Genomic DNA, 19,255 nt, shown 5'->3' with positions numbered 1-19,255 from the left:
CCCGGCCGGCATGCGCCCAAGACGTGCCGCTCAACGCTTCGGCCTTCGCGGTGGGTGCCTGGCCAACCAGCCTCCTAGGATGGCTTAGGCGGTGTGGGGTGGGCGACGGTGTCGACCCGACAGGTGGTGATCGTCTCGGCTGCCTGCCGCTATGTTCGTCTGTGGTAGTGGTTGCGGCGGGGGAGTTGTTCGGGGTCGAGCCAGGCGGGTGGCACGAATTCGGGGTGGCCGTCGCGGCCGAGTTGGACGGTCCAGTCGCTGTGGTGCAGGTGTCGGTGGTGGTGGCCGCAGAGGAGGACGGCGTTGCTGAGGCTGGTTGGGCCGCCGTCGGCCCAATGGTGGATGTGGTGGGCGTGGCACCAGCGCGGTGGTCGGTCGCAGCCGGGGAACGCGCAGCCGCGGTCGCGGAGTACGAGGGCGCGGCGCAGTGGCCCGGTGATGAGGCGGCGTTGTCGCCCGACGTCGAGGATCTGGCCGGTGCCGCCGAGGACGGTGGGCAGGATGGTGGCGTCGCAGGCGAGTCGGCGCACCGTTTCCGGGCTAAGGCTGAGGCCGGTGTCGAGGGTGCCACTGCTCAGCTGTCGAGTCAGCGCGTCGTAGGTGGTGGTGACGACGAGCTGAGCGGAATCGCCGCCGCTGTCGGGCAGTTCGCCGGTTCGGAGGGCGAGTCGGCACACCTCGGCGAGGGCGTCGTGGCGGCGTTGCCCGGGGGACCGGGAGTCGTCTGGTCCGGACGGGGCGGTCAGTGGGTCGATGGCGGCGCGGAGCAGGCCGGCGGTTTCGGTGTCGAGGGTGCCGGTGAGTCGCAGTCGGCCGTCGGTCTGCTCGGACAGGGTGAGGTGCCGGTCGCGGGCGGCGCGGCGTGCTTCGGCGTCGAGGGCGGCTTGAGCGGCGGCGTCGGCGATGTCAGGGGCGACGTGGTCGAGGATGCGGGTGCCGAGTTTGCGCAGGTGGGTGGGGTCGAACTGGCTGGCCCAGTCGGTGAGCAGGCTGACGGCCTTGTCGGCGGCCTGCGTGCCGGCGGTGGCCTGGACGGTGGCGGCGGTGTCGGTGATGACGCGGGCCTGGTCGAGGCTGAGGTGCCCGTCGGCTAGGGCTTGTCGTATCCCGGGGTTGCCGGTGTCGAGAACCGTGGCGAGGTCGACGAGGCGGCGGGCGGCCGGGACGGTGAGTCGCAGGCGTTCGCGCAGCCACACTGCGGTGCAGGAGGCGCCTTGGGTGCGGGCGGTGCCGCGGCCGTCGACCTCACGGATCAGGGTGAGGGTGACGGCGGCGAGGCGTTGCTGAAGACGGTGCGCGGCGTCGAGCGCGGCGATCAGCTCGTGCTCCGGCAGGGCCCAGGCGGCGGCGTCGACGCAGGCAGAGATCGCATCGTCTGCCTGCGCCAACTCCTCGACCATGACCCGACACTAGGACAGGTGTACGACACCTTCAGTTGCCATGATCGATGTGCCGGCTGGTCACCGGAGACTTGTCGGCACCCGCCCGGCGAGGACCCGTGCCGCCACCGTGAGGACCACCGTCGCCACGCTCAACAGCAGGAGGCGGCAGTCGACCGGCGGTGACGGTCACAGGCCGGCGTGCATGGTCAGGCTCTGCCGCAGGTGGAGTTTCGGCCTGGACCCGACGACCGAGCCGACGACCTCGCCCGCACGGAACACCAGCAGCGTCGGCAGGGACATGACTGCGTAGCGCCGCGTGGCCTGCGGGTTGTCGTCGGAGTTGAGCTTGGCGATGGTCATCCGGTCGCCGAATTCCCCTGCCAGCTCGACAAGGCTCTTCTCGATCATCTTGCACGGCGGGCACCACTCCGCCCAGAAGTCGACGACCACGGGCCGGTCGCTGGCCAGCACCAACTCGGCGAACGTTTCGTCGGTGACGGTGATCAGGGAGCTGACGCTCGTCTCCTGGGGCATGTTTCCTCCCGGTGCGCGATTGCGTGGGTGAGCTGGGTGTGCAACTGCTGACGGACCGCTCCGAGCCGATCGAGGTAGTCGTCGACCTCGGCGAGCTTGCGTCGCAGCACCAGCACTGAATCCGGACAGACGTTGCCGGACTCGTTGCCCGCTCGCAGGCAGGCGACGAACGGACGGACGTCGTCGAGGCCGAAGCCGACGTCGAGCAGCGCCCGGATCTCCTGGACGACCCGCAGCTCCGCCTCGTCGTAGACGCGGTAGCCGTTCGCCGAGCGCTGCGGGTGTACCAACCCGTGGGCCTCGTAGTAGCGCAGCGTTCGAGTGCTCGTGCCTGCTCGTTCCGCCAGCTCGCCGATCAGCATCAGACCTCCTCGACCAGCCTGTCGCGACCAGGCTAAACCTTGTCGTCAGCGTCAAGGCAAGGCTGCTCCCGGTCCCGAGCACGGCTCAGGGCGCCGCGAGGCGGCGCCCTGAGCGTCTGCGGGCTCCGAATTAGCCGATGCGGAACTGGTCGCCGTACACGGCGAACACCAGTGGCGTGTTCAGGTTGAAGTTGCCGTTGTTGAGGAACACCCGCTGGGCGGTGTCGACGCGGGAGGTGTCCGAGTGGGCCACCTCCTTCTTCATCTCGACCACCCGCTCGTCGAGGAACGCGTTGAGCCAGGTCCGCTCGTCACCGCCCTGGGCTGGCGGCTTGGCCCGGTTCAGGGCGCGGTTGCGGATCTGGCGCATGCCCTCGTACCCGTGCATGACCGCCGCGTCGTAGTAGGCGAACTGGCCGAGCGCCCGGACCTGGTCGTTCTTGCCGTCGCGTACGGATGGGTTGAAGTAGACCCGGTCGCGTTCAGCCTCCTGGGCGGCCTGGAACACCGAGTCGGTGGCTGCGGTCCGCCAGTCGCGGGGGAAGTTGGGGTCGAGGCCGGCGTGCGAAGAGGTGCCGTTGACGTTGCGCAGCGCCGGCAGGTAACCGGCGAGCACGTTGCCCGGCTTGGTGCGGGTGTACGCCTCGACCAGTTCGAGCATGTCGCCGGTGCCGGAGCAGAAGCCGATGATGCCGGCGGTGTAGCCGCGCCCGTCGCCGATGTCCTCGATGTAGGAGAACTGCGCGCGCCAGTCGAGCGAGGAGTTCTCCGCGGCCGAGACGAGTTGCATGGCGACGTTCTTCTTCGCCGGGTCGTCGAGGTTGGTCCCGCTCGGGTTGGTGGGGGTGGGCGTGGGGGTGCTGCCGCCGCCCGGCAGGGTCCACCGCTGGTTCGTGGTGCCGCCGCAGGTCCAGATCTGCAGCCGGGCGCCGTTCGCGGTGCTCCGGTCGGTGACGTCGAGGCACTTGCCGGAGCCGGAGTTGACGAGCGCGCCGTTGCTGGCGGTCCACTTCTGCGCGCCGGTGTTGTTGCAGTCGTACAGCTGCACCTTGGCGCCGTTGGCGGTCGACGCGGCGGTGACGTCGAGGCACTTGCCGAGTGCCCGGATCGAGTTGTCGGTGTTGCCGACGGTCCACGTCTGGGCCGCGCTGCCGTTGCAGTCGTAGAGCTGGACGGGCGCGCCGTTGGCCGAGCTGGCGCCGGCCACGTCGATGCACTTACCACCGAGGCCGGTGATCGGGCCGGCGGTCGCGGCGCTCGCCGACGGCAGGCCGTAGCCGACGGCGGCGACGCCGACCAGCAGGGTGCCCACGACGTAGGCGGCTGTTCTCTTGTGAACCATGGGTGTTCCTCGGGGAAGGGGCGGCGTGCCGCCAGCCGGTCGGTGGCCCGGCGCGGCGGTTCAGCCCCGGCGGGCACCGCGAGCATCAGGAAACTGTATTAACAGATACCAGTACGTCGATTCCTCGTCAATCGACGACCGCGAGGCGTGACGGCGTCTGTTCATCCCGTCGTTGGCGGGACGTACCCGCCGGTGGCTATCGTCGGGCCGTAACTGATCAAGGGGCCGGTCCGTCGGAACCAGCACCGTCCGACGGACAGAAGATGGTCATGGAGTCGAGTCTGCGCGCCCGGGTGCGCGCCGGGGACCCCGGCGCGTTCGCCGAGCTGTTCGACACGTACGCGCGCTCGGTGTACAACCACGCGTTCCGGCTGACCGCCGACTGGGCCACGGCGGAGGACGTCATGGCCGCCACGTACCTGCAGGCCTGGCGTTCCCGGGAGCGGGTCACCGAGGAGGGCGGGTCGTTGCGTCCCTGGCTGCTCGGCATCGCCACCAACGAGGCCCGCAACCACGCCCGCAGCAACCGTCGCTACCGCAGGGTGGCCGCCGCGCTGCTCGCCTCCGACTTCACAGTGCCCGACCACGCCGACGAGGTCGCCGGCCGACTCGACGACAGCCGACGCATCGCTGCCGCCATTGACGCGTTGGCCCGGCTGCGCCGAAACGAGCGCGAGGTGCTGACCCTGTGCTTGTGGGAGGGCCTCGACTACGAGTCCGCGGCGGAGGCGCTCGGTGTTCCGGTCGGCACGGTGCGCTCCCGTCTGTCGCGAGCCCGCGCCCGGCTCCGTACCCTCGTCGACGCCCCGCCGCGCGCCGCACGGCCGCCGGTCGTGGACGCCTCACTCGTGCGGGAGGGCGGCCAGTGAGCGCGCCGGACCCGGTCGAGTGGGCGAAGATCGCCCCCCACCCCGGTGACCACGACCTGCCGGCGGGTCGGCATGAGCTGCACCGCGGCCGCCTGCTGGCGGCGATCGCGCAGGAGCCGCGTACCCGAAGAAGGGCTTTCGTGTCGGTGCGGCCCGCGCTCGCGGCGGCTGCGTTGGTAGTGGTCGTGGCGGGGATCGGCGGAGGATTCGCGACCCGGTTCGGCGACGCGCCCCCGGCCGCGCTCCCGTCACCCGAGGCGTCCCGTCCGGCCGCTCGGCCGGCGCCGCCGGGCACGGCCGCCAAGAATCGTGGGTACGGCACGGTGCGCCAACTCACCGACACGGCCGACCTGGTGGTCCGCGGCGAGATGACGTCGGTGACGGATGGGCGGGCGGTCTACCGGGTGGCGGAGGTGCTCTACCGCGCTCCGGGCGCCTCGGTGCCCACCGAGATCATGGTGGCCGCGGAGCCAGCCGGGGCGGCAGCCCGCCCGACTGTCCTCTACCTGGGCCTCGTCGACCCGGGTGCGGGCGTCTACCACCCGCTCGGCGGCGAGTTCGGGATCTTCGACCTCGCCGGGGAGACGGCCACCAGCCGGTCACCGGCGATGTCGGTGACCGGTCTGCGTACCGAGGACGCCACCGCGGCGGGTCGCGCGTTCGTCACCACGTTGGCCGAGCTTCGTCAGCTCGCGCGCGAGCGGCGCTGAACCCGGAGAAGCTGAGCCCGGAAGAGCTGAGGCGCCCGGGGAAAAAGAATGGAACTCGGCGCTCGGGACGCACAGATAGAAGGCGTAAGCAGTGCCGCGTTCCGAGCGAGACGGCCCGGGACGGCACCGAGACGCGAGGAGCGTTCCATGGCAGTCGACAGTCGTCGTACCCGGGCTATGTGGGCCACGGCCGCCGCCGTGCTGTCCGCCGCGGCGTTGTCCGCCTGCGGCAGCGGCAGCGCGGACCCGGCGGCCGCGCCCGCCCCGAGCAGCGCCGCCCCGAGCAGCGCGGCCACGCCGACTGACGTCGCGGCACCACCGATCAAGGGCAAGCTGCGCGGGTACGCCACAGTGCGGCAGCTCAGCGACGCCGCGGACCTGGTCGTACGCGGTGAGGTCGAGGCGGCCGGATTCCGGGTCGACGAGGTGCTGCGCGCGACGACCGGATCGACAGTGCGGGCCGGGGCGCGGATCACGCTCGCCCCGCTGCCCGCCGGTGTGCCGGACATGGCGCACATGTCGAAGCTCGAGGCCGGCCAGGTCGTGGTGCTCTACCTGGCCCAGGACCCGGCTGCCCCGACGTTCCGGACGCTCAGCGGCGACTTCGGCGTGTTCGACCTGACCGGGTCCGGCGCGGAGGCCGTCGCCACGACCCGCTCGCAGGCCATGGCTGTCAGCGGTCTGAACGCCGAGGACCCGGCCGCGTCCGGCCACGGTTTCCGCACCACTCTCGGCCAGCTGCGGGCCGTCGCCGCCCAGGCCGAGTAGGACGAGTGGGCACGCGGACGGCACCCGCCGAGTGCCGTCCGCGCGGTCACTGTTCCCGGTAGGTGGCCAGGTCGAAGTCGGCGTGCACGCCGTCGCCGCCCAGGTCCTGTACCCACAGGCCGAGAAACGCCCCGGTGAAGCCCCACGCCGCCGGCTCACCGTCGATGATCAGCGCGGCGTGCTCGTCGGACAGGATGGTCGCGTCCAGCTCGACCGGTAGCCGCTGCCAACCGGCGCCGAGGTCGTAGTCGAAGCGCACCGCCGGTCCGTCGAAAACGGCCCGCAGACCGACCCGGGTGACGCCGTCGGCATCGACGGTCAGCTCGGGGTACGCGGTGCGCCGCCCGTTGTCGGAGCTGAGCAGCTCCAGCACCGTCCGGCCGTCGTCGGCCCGGGTCAGGTAGAGGTGGTGCCAGTTGAGCGTGTTGTAGTAGGCGGTGATCCCGGCGAGCTGACGGTGGTCGGCCGGTTCGAACTCCACAACGGTCTCCAGCGAGCACTCCCTTGCGCCGACGCGTCGCCCGACCAGGCTGGGTGCCTGTCGACCGACCGGCGACTGCCCGCCGTGGACCCGCAGGTACGACGGGCGGGTGTGCAGGTCGACCCAGTCCGGGGTGGCCGGCCGACGCAGCGTCGACCAGCACCGGCCCAGCTCGGGGGCGTCGAAGTGGTCCGTCTCGGGCTCCGCCGGCCAGGGGTGGGCGGGCAGGTCGGGTGCGACGACGTCGTCCGCGGGCACCCCGCCGGCGATCCGCGGCCAGCCGCCCGACGGCCACTCGACCCGCTGGATCGCGGTTTCCCGACCCAGCACGCAGTTGCCCAGCGGGGAGTACGGGCGACCGACCAGGTGGGCCAGGTACCACTCGCCGTTCTGCGTGTGGACCAGGCTGCCGTGACCGGCCTTCTGCAACCGCAGGTCGGGCCGGCCGAAGGAGGTGAGCAGTGGCCCGTCCGGGTCCACCTCGTACGGTCCGAACAGCTCCCGGGACCGCGCCACGGTGACCTGGTGCTCCCAACTGGTGCCGCCCTCGGCGGTGATCAGCCAGTACCAGCCGTCGTGGCGGTACAGGTGCGGACCCTCGGTGACCCCGACCGGGGAGCCGGTGAACAGGATGCGAGGGCTGCCGACCAGACGGCGTGCGGCCCGGTCGTACTGCTGGATCTCGATGCCACCGAAGCGGTCGCGGCCGGGCCGCCAGTCCGCGCTCATGCCGAGCAGCCAGGTGGTGCCGTCGTCGTCGTGGAACAGCGCCGCATCGAACCCGCGCCCGTGCAGTTTCACCGGATCGGACCAGGGGCCGGTGATGTCCTCGGCGGTGACCAGGAAGTTCTGCGGATCCCAGTAGCCGCTGGCGAAGCTGGCCACGTCGCTGTAGACGAGGTGGAACTGACCGTCGTGGTATGTCAGGTCGGGCGCCCACACCCCGTTGGAGTCGCCGCATCCGCGCAGATCGAGCAGGCGCCGGTCGGTGATGATCCCACCCAGGCTGCGCCAGTTCACCAGATCACGGGAGTGGTGCACGAGGACGCCCGGGTACCACTCGAAGGTCGAGGTGGCCAGGTAGTAGTCGTCGCCGACGCGCAGGATCGACGGGTCCGGGTGGAACCCGGCAAGGACGGGATTGCGGATCGACCGGGTAGCGGTCGCCACGTTAGCGATGTCGGTCGACACGAGCACTCCTCTGGACGGGCTGTCTGGAACTTCCGGAAAATCGTGGTCCCGGATCACTGGAAGCCCTGCTTACGCTAGCCGGTCTTTTCGCAATAGGACAGAGGTCTTGACCGCTGGGACAACAGCTCGTAGCGTGCCGGCCATCGATCGGCATTACCGGCGAAGCATCGAAAGTTTCGGAGATCCATAGCTCCGCAGGGGGGACCGTGGGCACGGAGAACGGCCGAAACGTCACCATCGCCATGATCGCGCGGTTGGCCGGAGTCTCCGTGCCCACCGTCTCCCGGGTCATCAACGGCCGCTCCGACGTCGCCCCCGACACCCGCGAGCGCGTCGAAGCGCTACTCAACCGGCACGGCTACCGCCGCCGCTCACCGGCCCGGCGCACGGACGCCGCCCTCATCGACCTGGTCTTCAACGATCTGGACAGCCCGTGGGCCGTGGAGATCATCCGTGGGGTGGAGGACGTCGGCCAGACCAGCGGCGTCGGCACCGTCGTGTCGGCCATCCACTGGCGCATCTCCTCGGCCAAGCAGTGGCTCGACAACATGCGTACGCGCTCCACCGAGGGAATCATCTTCGTGACCTCGATGGTGAACCCACCGTTGCAGGCCGAGCTGCGCCGGCTCCACCTGCCGGTCGTCATCATCGACCCGGCCGGGGTCGACCCGCAGGAGTCACCCACCATCGGTGCCACCAACTGGGCGGGCAGCCTCAGCGCCAACCAGTACCTGATCAGCCTCGGCCACCGCCGCATCGGCTTCATCGCCGGCCCGCCGCACCTGATGTGCAGCCGGGCCCGGATGGACGGCTACCGGGCCGCCCTCGGCGCCGCCGGGATCCCCATCGACGACGCCCTGATCCGCCCCGGCAACTTCTACCACGAGGCCGGCTTCACAGCGGGTACGCAACTGCTGGCCCTGGCCGACCCGCCCACCGCCATCTGCGCCTCCAGCGATCAGATGGCACTCGGCGTGTACGAGGCGGTCCGCAAACGGGGTCTGCGGGTGCCCGACGACATCAGCGTGGTCGGCTTCGACGATCTGCCGGAGGTGCGATGGTGCTCGCCACCGTTGACCACCGTCCGGCAACCCCTGGCCGAGATGGGAATGCTGGCCGCGCGGACCGTGCTGCGCCTCGCCGGCGGCGAGAGGACCGAGAGCCCCCGGGTCGAACTCGCCACCGAACTCATCGTCCGCGACAGCGCCGCACCACCACGCCAGTGACCTTCCTCAGCCGACGCGCAGAGCGTCGTCGACGCCCGTCTCCCGGCGGCCGAGGTGCGCCGGATCCCGACCGGAGAGCAGATCCAGCGCGGCCTTCAGGCAGGCGCCGTTCTCCCGGGACGAACTGAACCACCACGTCTGGGCGTACCGCTTCGCGCTGTCGTCGCCCACGCCGTTGGCGTCGATGCCGAGGCGCCGGCACAGCGCCACGGCGCGCGGTAGGTGGAAGGTCTGGGTCACCACAGTTGCTTGCCGCACCCCGAAGATCCGCTCGGCGCGCGCACACGAGTCGTACGTGTCGAAGCCGGCGTAGTCCGGCACCACCTTGTGCGCTGGTACACCCCGCTCCACGAGCCAGTTCCGCATCGCGGCGGGCTCGTTGTAGTCGGCGTTCATGTTGTCGCCCGACACGAGGATCGCCCGTACTTTGCCGGCGTCGAACAGCCGCCGTGCGATCTCCAACCGGGCGGTGAGGACGGGTGAGGGCGTGCCGTCGGCGTCCACCTTGGTGCCCAGGACCAGGGCGACCGGGGCGTCCGGCACCTCGGCCTCGCCGTAGAGGTGGCCCTCCGCGGTGTCGCGGATCCACGTCACGCTGGCCACCGTGCCGCCGGTCAGCACCACGATCCCCACCGCGAGCGCGAGGACCGTACGGCGGACCAACCGCCGGTGCTCCCCGTACCACCGCCCGGCCGCGCCGAATCGTCCCCGCATGCCGCAAGGCTATTCCGCCCGCGCTCCCGACTGTCGTCGGCGTCCCCGCGACCGTCCCGAGCAGCAGACGAAGGTCGTTGTCTATGGACAATCGCTCACTGTTAGCGCTAACGTGACGGACAGTTGTCGATCCTCGACCGACCTCGGGCCGCTGTGACGGAGCTGTCGCCATTGGCCCGGGGCGTGCTGGACGACGATCGTGGCGTGGGGCGGGTGGCACGTGGCCGGCGCGAGACGGCCCGAGACCACCACTGGGCGACCCGCGCGCCACGCGGCCGAGGCAGGAACGGCCACCGGGATTCCAGGGCACCGCAGCAGCCGGACAGTCGTGCGACGACAACCGGTCCGCTCTCCTGCCCAGCGGCCGCCGCTGGGAAGGAGCCCGCACCTGGGCTGCCCTGATGGCGACCGTCGGCCCCAACCCTGGCCGCCGGGTCGCGTCCCGCTGCTCGGAGTCCGGGCCCGAGCAGCGGGGCGCACACCCGCACAAGCAACCGACGGAGTACGCCGGCGTCGGTCACCCGTCAGCTTCGGGTCCACCGCTGACTGTTCGTGCCGTTGCAGCTCGACAGAACCGCAGGGGTGCCGTTGGCGGTCCCGGCGGCATTGGGCGTCAGGCACAGGCCGGACTGCACGCCGGTCACCGTGCCATCGGTGTTGACGTTCCACTGCTGGTTGGTGCCGCCATTGCAGTCCCAGATGATCACCCGGGTGCCCGGCGAGGTCCCGGCGCCCTCGGCGTCCAGGCACTTCGTGCCGTACACCTGGAGTTGTTTCGCGGCGGTCGACGTCCACTGCTGGTTGGTGCCGCCGTTGCAGTCCCACAACGTCAACTGGGTGCCGTTGGTCTGCGACCGCGACGGAACGTCGAGGCAGCGGTTGGCACCGGTGTTGCGCAGCGGCGCCGACGTGCCGCCGGGTGGTGGGGTGGTGGGGCTCGTGGTGTCGAAGCCGAGGAACCGGACGGCCTGCGCGGCGTCGAACGGGATGGAGTGGCCGTAACCCTGGAAGCTGATCGCCTCGACGGGCGCCGTGCCGCCGGTGCCCCCGTACCGGGTGCGGGTGGCGCTGGTCTGCGGCGAGTCGGTGAAGCTGGGGGTCTGCGACACGCCCAGCACGTTGGTCCACTGCTTGATCTGCTCGCCGAAGTTGACGTAGCTCAGCGTGGTGTCCGTGGTGCCGTGCCAGATCTGGAACCGGGGACGCTTGCCGGAGTAACCGGGGTAGGCGTTGCGGACCAGGTCACCCCACTGCTGCCCGGTCCTGACGATGCGTCCGCCGGAGCACTCGCTGTTCCACTCCGCGCCGTTGGTGGTGGCGAAGCACCCGAACGGGACCCCGGAGGAGCTGAACCCGGCGTTGAACAGGTCCGGGTAGAGGCCGACCATGACGTTGGTCATCATGGCGCCGGAGGAGAACCCACCCACGCCGATCCGGTTGGCGTCGACCGGGTAGCGGCTCCGGACGTGGTCGACCATGGACTTGAGGCCCACCGGATCGCTGCCGCCGTCACGCCGTAGGGCCTGCGGTGACGAGACGTCCCAACACTTGCTGCTCCGGGTCACCGACGGGTAGATCACGATGAAGCCGTAGCGGTCGGCGAGGGTGCTCAGCCCGAAGCCGCTGTGCACCGCCGGGCCGCTGCCGGTGCAGTAGTGCAGGGCGAGGAGCAGGGCCGGCTGGGCCGCGACCCGATCCGGCACGTACAGGTGCATCTGGAGGTTCGTCGGGTTGGTGCCGAAGTTGGTCACCTGGGTGAGCGTCGCGGCGGATGCCGGGGTGGCGACCGTGACCACGGCCGTCGCCGTCGCCAGGGCCGTCGCCAGCGCGGCGGCCAGCAGTGCGATCCTTGATCTCATCGGCGGTTCCTCTTGTCGTGAGTCGGGGACCCGGCGGCAGCACGGCGGTCCGGCGCAGGCGGTCGACGGCGGCGTCCGGGCGGTCCCGAGGCGTGCGACGTCCGCCGCGCGTCACCGGCGGCTGCGGACAAATCCTGATGCGACGTCCACCTGCCCAGGGACGTCCTGACCACTGAGGTCAGATCAGCGAGGGGGCCTCCCGGTGAGCCGCGGACACTGATCGCCTCGCATCGACTGTGAGCGATAACATGCCGTTCGTCAAGCTGTAACGTATGACGTCTATCGATCTCCCATCGAGCGTTCACGTCTTCCGCTCGGTGGAGAGTGGGTGCCACAATGAGGGCGGCGCTCAAGCGGTCACCGCTGGGCCCGGGGGAGGGCCTTCCGCAGGAAGCGGACGGCGGGCACGAACCCGGAGGCCGTCTCATGACCCATCTGCCAGACGCTACTGCCATCTCCGGCGTGGTCGATCTGCTCGGCAGCGTGCTGCAACTGGCCGCCGCGGTCGTCACTCTGCTGGCTGCCGTGAGTGTCCGTGGGCGTCGTTCAGGGCGCGGCGAGCGCGGCGAAGACGACGTCTGACGCACCTTGAGATTGTCGAACCGACAGTGCCATTGTGGTACGTCGATGAAGAGCCGCGCGCGGGGCTGACGCCCGTCCACTGGGCAGCCGGGATCCAGATGTGATCTCCGGGGGACGGTGACACAAGCGATGGACCAACCAGAGTCTGCCGTCCACGAGATCGCCCGTCCCCGCGTCGCACGCTGACCGGTCGGGCGGCTCATCTGCGTGAAGGAACCCCGCCCATGCGTAAACCGAAGACCCGAGCAGCACTCCTGGCGGGCCTGCTGCTCGCCGCGAGCGCGCTCGCGGGCGTCAACCCGCCCACCGCCAGCGCGGCGGCCGACCCGGTCACCGTGACCGTCAACACCCGCGCGGGACTGGCGACCGTGCCGGACACCGCTCTCGGCGTCAACCACGCCATCTGGGACACGAACCTCGGCACCGCCGAGACGTCGGACCTGCTCAGAGATGCCGGCGTGCAGATGATGCGCTACCCCGGCGGCTCGTACGCCGACATCTACCACTGGAAGGACCACACCGCGCCCGGCGGTTACGTCGCGCCGGGGACCGACTTCGACACCTTCATGGCGGCGGTCCGGCGCGTCGGCGCGCAGCCGATGATCATCGCGAACTACGGCACCGGTACGCCCGCCGAGGCCGCCGACTGGGTGCGGTACGCCAACGTGACAAAGGGCTACGACGCGCGTTACTGGACCGTCGGCAACGAGAACTACGGCAACGGCCACTACGGGTCCGCGTGGGAGGCCGACGACCACCCCGACAAGAGCGCGACACAGTACGCGAGGCTGGTCGTCGAGTACGCCGACGCGATGAAGGCGGTCGACCCGAGCATCAAGGTCGGAGCGGTGCTGACCATGCCGGGGAACTGGCCGGACGGGATCACCGCCGGCAGCGACCCGGGCCCGTGGAACCAGACGCTGCTCTCCATCGCCGGCCCGAAGATCGACTTCGTGGACGTGCACTGGTACCCGGGCGGCACCGCGGCCGAGTCGCTGGCCCGCGTCAACCACCTACCCGATGCCACCTACCTGCTGCGGCAGCAGCTCGCCCGGTACGCCGGCCCGAACGCCGACCGCATCGGCATCAGCTTCACCGAGCTGAACGTCGACGCCGGCCGCAACACCCAACCGGCCGCGCTGTTCCTCGCCGACGTCTACAGCGGTCTGCTGGAGAACGGCGTCTTCACCGCCCACTGGTGGAACGTGCACAACGGCATGGGCACCGTGACGCAGGTGGCCGGTCAGACCGACTACGGCGACTTCGGGATGCTCTCCAGCGGGGCCTGCACCGAGGACGGCTCGGTCTGCCAACCGCCGTTGAACACACCGTTCGCGCCGTACCACGGGCTGAGCATGATGAAGCTCTTCGCGAAGACCGGCGACCAGTTCGTTCGCGCCGGCACCGACGAGCCCCTGGTCACCGCCCACGCCGTCCGCCGGAGCAACGGGGACCTCGCCGTGCTGCTGGTGAACAAGGACCCGGACAACGACCACCCGGTCACCATCGACTACGCGGGGTTCACCCCGTCGGCCGTCGCGCCGACGGTGTCCACGCTCACCAACGGCGCCACCGGCATCGTCACCAGCCAGGCCGGCTCGGCGACCAGCCGGACGCTGCCCGCGTACTCGTTGACCACGCTCGTGCTGCGCCCGGCCGGCGCGACCGCCGGACGGCCGGCGGCACCGGGCCAGCCGACCGCGAGCGGCGTCACCGACCGCGCCGCGACGATCACCTGGCCGGCGTCCATCCCGGGCGGCAGCCCGATCGCCAAGTACGAGGTGCACCGGCAGAACGGCGCGGTCAGCGAGCAACTCGGCGAGACGGCGTCCACCTCGTTCACTGTCGGCAACCTCGTGCCGGGCAGCAGGTACACCGTCAACGTGCTGGCCCGCGACACCGCCGGACGGGTCTCCTGGGCCTCACCGCCGCTCACCTTCGCCACCGGCAGCCCCGCCGCCAGTACGTGCACCGTCCGTTTCAGCGCCAACAACGACTGGGGCAACGGTTACATCGGCGGCGTCGAGATCATCAACAACGGGTCCCGCCCGATCAACGGCTGGACGCTCACCTGGACCTGGCCCACCGGCTGGCAGCAGGTGAGCAGTGGTTGGAGCGCCACCTGGGAGCAGGTCGGCACCGCGGTGCGGGTCACGCCCACCACCGACAACCGGCAGATCGCCGCCGGCGGCACCGTGAGCGCCGGCTTCGTCGGCGCGTACGGCGGACCGAACGTGCTGCCCACGGCGTTCAGCCTCAACGGCACCATCTGCGCCACCGGCTGACACCACAGTGGTGGTCCGGCCGACCCGCTCGCCTGGTCGGCCGGACCACCACCTGCCACATCCGGAGTTGTGGTCGGGGTGTCACGGCGAGCCGGCACTGTCGAGTCGATGGCGCAGCTCGGCGATCTCCACCGGATTGTCCTCGTTGAGCTGGCGCAATGCCCGCAGCCAGTTGCTCCGGGCAGCCTCGACGTCACCCGCGTCGTGCAGGACGTCGCCCAGCCGGGTCAACGTCTCGGCCACGCCCCACCGGTCATCGGACTGCTCGTAGAGCTCCAGCGCCCTCCGATAGCAGACGCAGGCCTTGTCGGAGTCACCCCGCTGGTGGTGGACGTAGCCGAGGCTGTCCCAGGTCTTGGCCGCCCCGGTCACGTTGCCGACCTCCTCGTGCAGAGCGAGGGCGCGCCGGCAGTGGTCGGCGGCCCGGTGATGGTCGCCTAGGCGGGCATGGTCCCAGCCGATGGCGTTGAGGGCCTTCGCCCGTCCGACCAGGTGGCCGACCTCGCCGAAGAGGACGAGGGCCCGCTCGTCGCACTCCAGCGCCTCCCGGTGCTGCCCCTGCCCCTCGTGCACCCAGCCCAGGTAGAGCGCGACGTACGCCTCGCCGGCGCGGTCGCCAAGCCGCCCGAACAGTTCGCCGGCCCGCCGAAGGTGGTCAAGCCCGTTGGCCAGCTCGCCGAGCTGGTGCAGCGCCAGGCCGAGATCGCGGTGGCCGTGTGCCTCCCCGACGAGGTCACCCGCCCGCCGCGCCGCGGTCACGGCGGCGCGCTGGGCCGAGGCCAGATCCGTCCATCGGGACAGCCTGCTGAGGTAGGTGGCGACGGCCCAGGCCAGCCGCCAGGCGTGACCGTCCAAGCCGAATTCGGCGGCCTGGTCGATGGCGGCGAGGAGCACGAGTCGTTCGGCGTCGAGCCAAAGTTGTGCCTGCTCGCTGTCGGTGAACGACGCGACGGCTGTCCCCGCGGCCGGCGGCGGCAGATCGATGTGGTCTCGATGCGGCTCGATCGTCAGTGCGGCAGCGTGAGCCCCGTGCAGCCAATGGTCGTACAGTCGGCGCGTCGCGAGTGCCCGTTCGCTGTCGTCAAGCAGCTCGCCGGCGTACGCCCGCAGCAGGTCGTGGCACGCGTAACGATCCGGACCGGTCAGGTCCACCAGGTGGGCCCCGAGTAACTCGTCGAGCGGTTCACGTACCTGCTGGACGGGAAGCCCGACGAGGCCGGCCACGGCCGGCAGGCTGACGTCCGGGCCGGCGTACAGCGCGAGAAGGCGGAACAGCGCGGCCGCCGGCGCGCTGAGCGCCCGATAGGAAGCGGCGATGACCGACCGCACGTCGGCAACGGCGTCGCGGTCGGCAAGAGCGTCCAATCCATGCTGTTGGTCGGCGAGTTCGTCGGCCAGGTCCTGGAGTGACAGGGCCGGATTCGTGGCGGCTCGGGCCGCCACGATCGACAGGGCGAGCGGTAGGCCCGCGCAAGCCCCGACGATGCTGCCCGCCGCGTCGGCCTCCGTCGAGAGCCGGTCCCGGCCGAGCCGGCCGGCGAGGAGGTGAAGGGCCTCGTCCCGGCTCAGACAGCCGAGCGGCAGCGGACGGAGCCCTTCGGTCGCCACCAGGCCCGACATCTGATTCCGGCTGGTCACCACTACCGCGCAACTGGCCGAGCCGGGCAGCAGCGGGCGGACCTGATCGGGGTCCCGGGCGTCATCGAGCACGATCAGCATCCGTCGGTCGGCCACCAGGCTCCGATACAAGCCGATCTGGGAGTCGAGGTCCGCGGGCACGGCGTTCGGGGCGACGTCGAGCGCGTCCAGAATCGCGCGTACCGCGCCAGCCGGGGTCATCGGCGGTTCGGTGGGGTGAAAGCCGCTGAGGTTGACGAAGAGCTGACCATCCGGGTACCGGTCCAGGTGGGTAGCTGCCCAGTGCAGCGCGAGCCAGGTCTTGCCGATCCCGCCGGTGCCGCTCACGGCCACTGCGGTACCGGTCGTTTCGCCGTACGTCAGCAGGGCCGCGTCGAGCTGCGCCAGGTCGTCGGACCGGCCGGTGAACGACCCGGACGGCATGGGCAGTTGTCGGGGGACAGGCGATCCGGTCTGAGGCGGGTCCGCAGCGACATCCGGCGCCAGGATCGACCGGTGCAGCTGCTGGAGATGCGGGCTCGGCTCCACGCCGAGTTCCTCGACCAACAGGTTCCGAAAACGCCGGTAGTGCTCCAGCGCCTCGGCCGAGCGGCCGGCGCCGGAGAGCGCGAGCATCATCTGGCCGGCCAGGCGCTCGTTCAGCGGTTGCCCCGACACGAGCCGCGACAGGTCGGCTAGTACGCCGTCGTGGTGGCCGAGGCTCAGCGCCGCGTCGACGCGTTCGAGTTCCGCTGTCAGCTTCTCCTGCTCCAGATCCGTCCGCACGGTGTCGAGCCAGAACGCGTCCAGCCCGGAGAACGGGTCACCGCGCCAGAGCCCGAGTGCCTGGTCGAACAGCGCGAGGCGGTCGTCCTCGGACCGCTCGGCGCGTGCCTCGTCACGCAGATGGCGGAAGCGGTGCAGGTCCACCGCCATCTCGTCGGCGGCCATCAGGTAGCCACCGGACCGGCGCGTGATCGCCGCGTCGGGAACGTCGGCGAGGCTGCGGCGCAGGCGGTACAGGTAGCTGTAGAGGGTGTCGCGGGCGCGTTGCGGTGGGCTCTGGCCCCAGACCCGGTCGATGAGCTGGTCGACGGAGACCGCCCGGTTGACGTCGACGAGCAGCGCGGCCAGGACGCATTGCTGTCGGGCATGCCCGAGGGCGACAGGGCGGTCGTCGACAGTCGCCACGACGTCCCCGAGCAAGCCGAATCGCACTGCCACCCGCATCTCCTCACCGAGGCGCCGTCCATGTCTTACCCCGGTTCCACCAGCGGATACCAGGTCCGTCCCAGACCGACCCCAGACCCGACGCCGATAGTCGATCGGGACAGCCCAGGACGGGCTGGCACCGAGATGGAGGAGAACCGACATGGGATGGCTGAAACGACCACTCGTCGTCGTCGCCACGACCGCGGCGGTCCTGGTGGGCACGGGCGGCATCGCACAGGCCGGCACCGACCGGGTTGCCACGGTGTCCGGCGCGAAGGTGACGTTCACCAGTTACGGCGACTCATTCTCGGTCTGCGACACCGAGACCGACGGGTTGAACGTCTACAACGAGTACAAGTACATCCGCAAGGACGGCACTGTCCAGCGCGACATCGAGTACAACGGCCTCGGAAGCGGGACCTGCGCCTCGTACGACCACAACTTCGGCGAGGGCCGCAGCGTCACCTTCCGTGCCTGCCTCGACATGCCGGGAATCATCCCGGATCCCTGCAGCAACTGGGCGGTGGGTGTCGCATGAGGACGTTTGCAAAGCTCAGTGTAGTAGCCGCCGCCGCGACGGCGACGATCCTCGCGACCGGGACCAGCGCATACGCCGGGACTGACGCGGTGTCCGAGGTCACCGGCTCGTCGTCGCGGTTCATCAGCTACGGAGACAAATTCGAGAACTGCGACACGTCCTCGGACGGCCTCATCTCGTACGTCGCGTTCGAGTACGTCCGCATCGACGGATCCCTACAGACCGGCTCGCACTACAACCCGGGAAGCAGCGGCGACTGCACCCAGTGGAACCACAATTTCGGTGAGGGACGCACCGTCCGGTTCCGCTCCTGTGTGGACCAGCCGGCCTGGGCCACCGACACCTGTGACCGGTGGCGGAGCGGAGTCGCCTAGCGCCGGGTGACCTGGGCGCCGACCACAACAACAGGTCACTGCCCCGCGTGAAGGACGCTCGACGCCCGTCCCCGACCGATGCCCGGTCGGGGACGGGCTGGCGGGGTGGCAGGCAGAGGCAGTTCAACCGACCTGGCGGACGGTGACCGTCGCCGACCCGGTCTCGTCCACCCAGGGGTCGAGCACCAGGGCGTACGTGTCGCCGGTGGGCAGCGGGCGCATCTCGAACCGCCCGGCACCGCCGATGACGCAGCCACTGCCCAGCCGACCCGAGGGCGGGCACTGCCACATCCGGTGCCCGCCCTCCGGCTACCGTCAGCCGTCCACGCTGCGGAAGGTCCTGCTGGCGCACGGGTAGCCCAAGTAGTCTTCCGGGCCGTTCGCCGTGCAGATATCCATCCGGACCACGTCGTTCGCGTAGACCTGCGCCGGATCCCAGATGACCGACGACCCGGATCCGCCGCCGTTGTAGCGGGTGTCGATCAGGACGCCATTGACGTAGACGCGACCCAGGACCCCGTCACCATTCGCGCACGTGTCCGACACGATGAAGTAGTCGTCGTTCATGCCGCCGCCGGGCGCGCCTTCGCCATAGTCGACGAATGCGATACGACCAGCCTGGCACGATGCATTGTCGTCCCAGAGCGTCATGTCACTGTTGTCGTTGTGAGCGGCGAAGGCTGGTGAGCCTGTGGCAACGAGGGCGGCGGTTACCGCGAACACCATCGACAGCTTGAGTCCAAAACGCCGGACCTTCATGCGTGACCTCCATGACCGGTGGTATCGGCTTGATGAATCCTTCGAAGCGTATTGATGAATCTGAAAGGATTGCTACCGCTACGATCTGTTCCGCACAACACGCCGATGTCCGGCCTGGTCAATGGCGTGTTCGGTCTTGTCCCGAACAGACAAACCGACTCGCCACCGCCGCACGCCGGACGGCTTCCGCCGTCGAGCGCCGCCTCACCACCAGATCTTGGACAGTTTCCGTTCCGCCGTAACGGAAACTGTCCAAGATCTGCACGGGCTCCGGTACGAACGCGGCCGCTACGTTTCGGGTCCTCCCACCAGCCGCGCCTGCCGGGCATCGTGGGCGTACGGGACTCGAAGGACCCCGAAGGGCCGGCGCTGGTCTTCGGGCCGGTGGCCTGGCGGGCGTTCGTCACCGAGGTCGCCCAGCGGTCGTAGCCGATCCCCGAACGCGCCGAA

Annotated in this window: 18 protein-coding genes and 1 pseudogene; 9 read left to right on the top strand and 10 right to left on the bottom strand. The window is 70.3% G+C overall.

Annotated elements, in window-relative coordinates; all coding sequences use genetic code 11:
- Positions 1 to 149: 149 nt before the first annotated feature.
- The 4 genes from MED15_RS02605 to MED15_RS34480 form a co-directional block, all read right to left on the bottom strand.
- Positions 150 to 1,400: an HNH endonuclease signature motif containing protein gene (locus MED15_RS02605; protein ID WP_112734706.1), complete on the bottom strand. Its 1,251-nt coding sequence runs from the start codon at positions 1,398 to 1,400 to the stop codon at positions 150 to 152.
- 168 nt (positions 1,401 to 1,568) lie between these two features.
- Positions 1,569 to 1,916, bottom strand: coding sequence for a thioredoxin (trxA, locus tag MED15_RS02600; protein ID WP_112734705.1), 348 nt, complete (start codon positions 1,914 to 1,916; stop codon positions 1,569 to 1,571).
- Positions 1,886 to 2,278, bottom strand: a complete 393-nt coding sequence (locus MED15_RS02595; protein ID WP_112588930.1) for a MerR family transcriptional regulator — start codon at positions 2,276 to 2,278, stop codon at positions 1,886 to 1,888. Before MED15_RS02595 ends, trxA begins: the two co-directional genes overlap by 31 nt.
- Positions 2,279 to 2,408: 130 nt before the next feature.
- The gene (locus tag MED15_RS34480; protein ID WP_167457554.1) at positions 2,409 to 3,620 is read right to left on the bottom strand and encodes a chitosanase; all 1,212 of its coding nucleotides are present in this window, start codon (positions 3,618 to 3,620) and stop codon (positions 2,409 to 2,411) included.
- Between the two features lie 269 nt (positions 3,621 to 3,889).
- On the opposite strand from MED15_RS34480, the gene MED15_RS02585 reads away from it, so the two are divergent.
- From MED15_RS02585 to MED15_RS02575, 3 genes are all read left to right on the top strand, one after another.
- Positions 3,890 to 4,489, top strand: a complete 600-nt coding sequence (locus tag MED15_RS02585; RefSeq protein WP_112725544.1) for an RNA polymerase sigma factor — start codon at positions 3,890 to 3,892, stop codon at positions 4,487 to 4,489.
- Positions 4,486 to 5,199, top strand: coding sequence for a hypothetical protein (locus tag MED15_RS02580; protein WP_112725503.1), 714 nt, complete (start codon positions 4,486 to 4,488; stop codon positions 5,197 to 5,199). Before MED15_RS02585 ends, MED15_RS02580 begins: the two co-directional genes overlap by 4 nt.
- 147 nt (positions 5,200 to 5,346) lie before the next feature.
- A complete protein-coding gene (locus MED15_RS02575) occupies positions 5,347 to 5,967 on the top strand; it encodes a hypothetical protein (RefSeq protein WP_146763012.1) in 621 nt (206 codons plus the stop codon).
- Positions 5,968 to 6,013: 46 nt separating this feature from the next.
- On the opposite strand, the gene MED15_RS02570 is transcribed toward MED15_RS02575, so the two are convergent.
- The gene (locus MED15_RS02570; RefSeq protein ID WP_112603142.1) at positions 6,014 to 7,639 is read right to left on the bottom strand and encodes a glycoside hydrolase family 43 protein; all 1,626 of its coding nucleotides are present in this window, start codon (positions 7,637 to 7,639) and stop codon (positions 6,014 to 6,016) included.
- A gap of 242 nt (positions 7,640 to 7,881) precedes the next feature.
- On the opposite strand from MED15_RS02570, the gene MED15_RS02565 reads away from it, so the two are divergent.
- A complete protein-coding gene (locus MED15_RS02565; protein WP_373861178.1) occupies positions 7,882 to 8,865 on the top strand; it encodes a LacI family DNA-binding transcriptional regulator in 984 nt (327 codons plus the stop codon).
- Between the two features lie 6 nt (positions 8,866 to 8,871).
- Here MED15_RS02565 and MED15_RS02560 read toward each other — a convergent pair whose 3' ends face one another.
- Positions 8,872 to 9,579 (bottom strand): SanA/YdcF family protein, encoded by a 708-nt coding sequence (locus MED15_RS02560; RefSeq protein WP_112725501.1) that lies wholly within the window; start codon positions 9,577 to 9,579, stop codon positions 8,872 to 8,874.
- Between the two features lie 524 nt (positions 9,580 to 10,103).
- A complete protein-coding gene (locus tag MED15_RS02555; RefSeq protein WP_112588942.1) occupies positions 10,104 to 11,438 on the bottom strand; it encodes an extracellular catalytic domain type 1 short-chain-length polyhydroxyalkanoate depolymerase in 1,335 nt (444 codons plus the stop codon).
- A 426-nt stretch (positions 11,439 to 11,864) separates the two neighbouring features.
- Here MED15_RS02555 and MED15_RS33345 point away from each other — a divergent pair, with 426 nt between their 5' ends.
- Both MED15_RS33345 and MED15_RS02550 read left to right on the top strand, forming a co-directional pair.
- On the top strand, positions 11,865 to 12,020 hold the full coding sequence (locus MED15_RS33345) for a hypothetical protein (protein WP_167457553.1): 156 nt from the start codon (positions 11,865 to 11,867) through the stop codon (positions 12,018 to 12,020).
- Positions 12,021 to 12,244: 224 nt separating this feature from the next.
- Positions 12,245 to 14,305: a cellulose binding domain-containing protein gene (locus MED15_RS02550; protein WP_112725500.1), complete on the top strand. Its 2,061-nt coding sequence runs from the start codon at positions 12,245 to 12,247 to the stop codon at positions 14,303 to 14,305.
- An 81-nt stretch (positions 14,306 to 14,386) separates the two neighbouring features.
- Here MED15_RS02550 and MED15_RS02545 read toward each other — a convergent pair whose 3' ends face one another.
- Positions 14,387 to 17,146, bottom strand: a complete 2,760-nt coding sequence (locus tag MED15_RS02545) for an AfsR/SARP family transcriptional regulator (protein WP_167457552.1) — start codon at positions 17,144 to 17,146, stop codon at positions 14,387 to 14,389.
- Positions 17,147 to 17,294: 148 nt separating this feature from the next.
- Between MED15_RS02545 and MED15_RS02540 the strand changes: the two genes are divergently transcribed.
- Together MED15_RS02540 and MED15_RS02535 are read left to right on the top strand one after the other, a co-directional pair.
- On the top strand, positions 17,295 to 17,672 hold the full coding sequence (locus tag MED15_RS02540) for a hypothetical protein (RefSeq protein WP_167457551.1): 378 nt from the start codon (positions 17,295 to 17,297) through the stop codon (positions 17,670 to 17,672).
- Positions 17,669 to 18,046, top strand: a complete 378-nt coding sequence (locus tag MED15_RS02535; RefSeq protein ID WP_146763010.1) for a hypothetical protein — start codon at positions 17,669 to 17,671, stop codon at positions 18,044 to 18,046. The genes MED15_RS02540 and MED15_RS02535 overlap by 4 nt, the downstream gene beginning before the upstream one ends.
- A gap of 123 nt (positions 18,047 to 18,169) precedes the next feature.
- Here the strand turns inward: MED15_RS02535 and MED15_RS33340 are convergent, their stop codons facing one another.
- Positions 18,170 to 18,337, bottom strand: a complete 168-nt coding sequence (locus tag MED15_RS33340; protein ID WP_167457550.1) for a hypothetical protein — start codon at positions 18,335 to 18,337, stop codon at positions 18,170 to 18,172.
- 24 nt (positions 18,338 to 18,361) lie between these two features.
- Complete coding sequence (locus MED15_RS02530; protein WP_112588949.1) at positions 18,362 to 18,805, bottom strand: hypothetical protein; 444 nt, start codon at positions 18,803 to 18,805, stop codon at positions 18,362 to 18,364.
- A 318-nt stretch (positions 18,806 to 19,123) separates the two neighbouring features.
- Here MED15_RS02530 and MED15_RS02525 point away from each other — a divergent pair.
- Positions 19,124 to 19,234: pseudogene (locus MED15_RS02525) on the top strand (DUF397 domain-containing protein); the annotation flags it as partial.
- Positions 19,235 to 19,255: the final 21 nt, after the last annotated feature.

Origin of the sequence: Micromonospora noduli (assembly GCF_003264475.1) — a bacterium.
Taxonomy (GTDB): Bacteria; Actinomycetota; Actinomycetes; order Mycobacteriales; family Micromonosporaceae; genus Micromonospora; species Micromonospora noduli.
Note: the sequence above shows the minus strand (reverse complement) of the source record. Positions and strands in the feature narration are given on the sequence as shown.

What these genes read in the sequence shown, in the direction of transcription:
- MED15_RS02575 (WP_146763012.1), top strand. Translation starts at nt 5,347, where the DNA reads ATGGCAGTCGACAGTCGTCGTACCCGGGCTATGTGGGCCACGGCCGCC.
- MED15_RS02605 (WP_112734706.1), bottom strand. Translation starts at nt 1,400, where the DNA reads ATGGTCGAGGAGTTGGCGCAGGCAGACGATGCGATCTCTGCCTGCGTC.
- MED15_RS33340 (WP_167457550.1), bottom strand. Translation starts at nt 18,337, where the DNA reads ATGTGGCAGTGCCCGCCCTCGGGTCGGCTGGGCAGTGGCTGCGTCATC.
- MED15_RS02585 (WP_112725544.1), top strand. Translation starts at nt 3,890, where the DNA reads ATGGAGTCGAGTCTGCGCGCCCGGGTGCGCGCCGGGGACCCCGGCGCG.
- MED15_RS02535 (WP_146763010.1), top strand. Translation starts at nt 17,669, where the DNA reads ATGAGGACGTTTGCAAAGCTCAGTGTAGTAGCCGCCGCCGCGACGGCG.
- MED15_RS33345 (WP_167457553.1), top strand. Translation starts at nt 11,865, where the DNA reads ATGACCCATCTGCCAGACGCTACTGCCATCTCCGGCGTGGTCGATCTG.
- MED15_RS02560 (WP_112725501.1), bottom strand. Translation starts at nt 9,579, where the DNA reads ATGCGGGGACGATTCGGCGCGGCCGGGCGGTGGTACGGGGAGCACCGG.
- MED15_RS02595 (WP_112588930.1), bottom strand. Translation starts at nt 2,278, where the DNA reads ATGCTGATCGGCGAGCTGGCGGAACGAGCAGGCACGAGCACTCGAACG.
- MED15_RS02565 (WP_373861178.1), top strand. Translation starts at nt 7,882, where the DNA reads ATGATCGCGCGGTTGGCCGGAGTCTCCGTGCCCACCGTCTCCCGGGTC.
- trxA (WP_112734705.1), bottom strand. Translation starts at nt 1,916, where the DNA reads ATGCCCCAGGAGACGAGCGTCAGCTCCCTGATCACCGTCACCGACGAA.
- MED15_RS02555 (WP_112588942.1), bottom strand. Translation starts at nt 11,438, where the DNA reads ATGAGATCAAGGATCGCACTGCTGGCCGCCGCGCTGGCGACGGCCCTG.
- MED15_RS02540 (WP_167457551.1), top strand. Translation starts at nt 17,295, where the DNA reads ATGGGATGGCTGAAACGACCACTCGTCGTCGTCGCCACGACCGCGGCG.
- MED15_RS34480 (WP_167457554.1), bottom strand. Translation starts at nt 3,620, where the DNA reads ATGGTTCACAAGAGAACAGCCGCCTACGTCGTGGGCACCCTGCTGGTC.
- MED15_RS02550 (WP_112725500.1), top strand. Translation starts at nt 12,245, where the DNA reads ATGCGTAAACCGAAGACCCGAGCAGCACTCCTGGCGGGCCTGCTGCTC.
- MED15_RS02530 (WP_112588949.1), bottom strand. Translation starts at nt 18,805, where the DNA reads ATGAAGGTCCGGCGTTTTGGACTCAAGCTGTCGATGGTGTTCGCGGTA.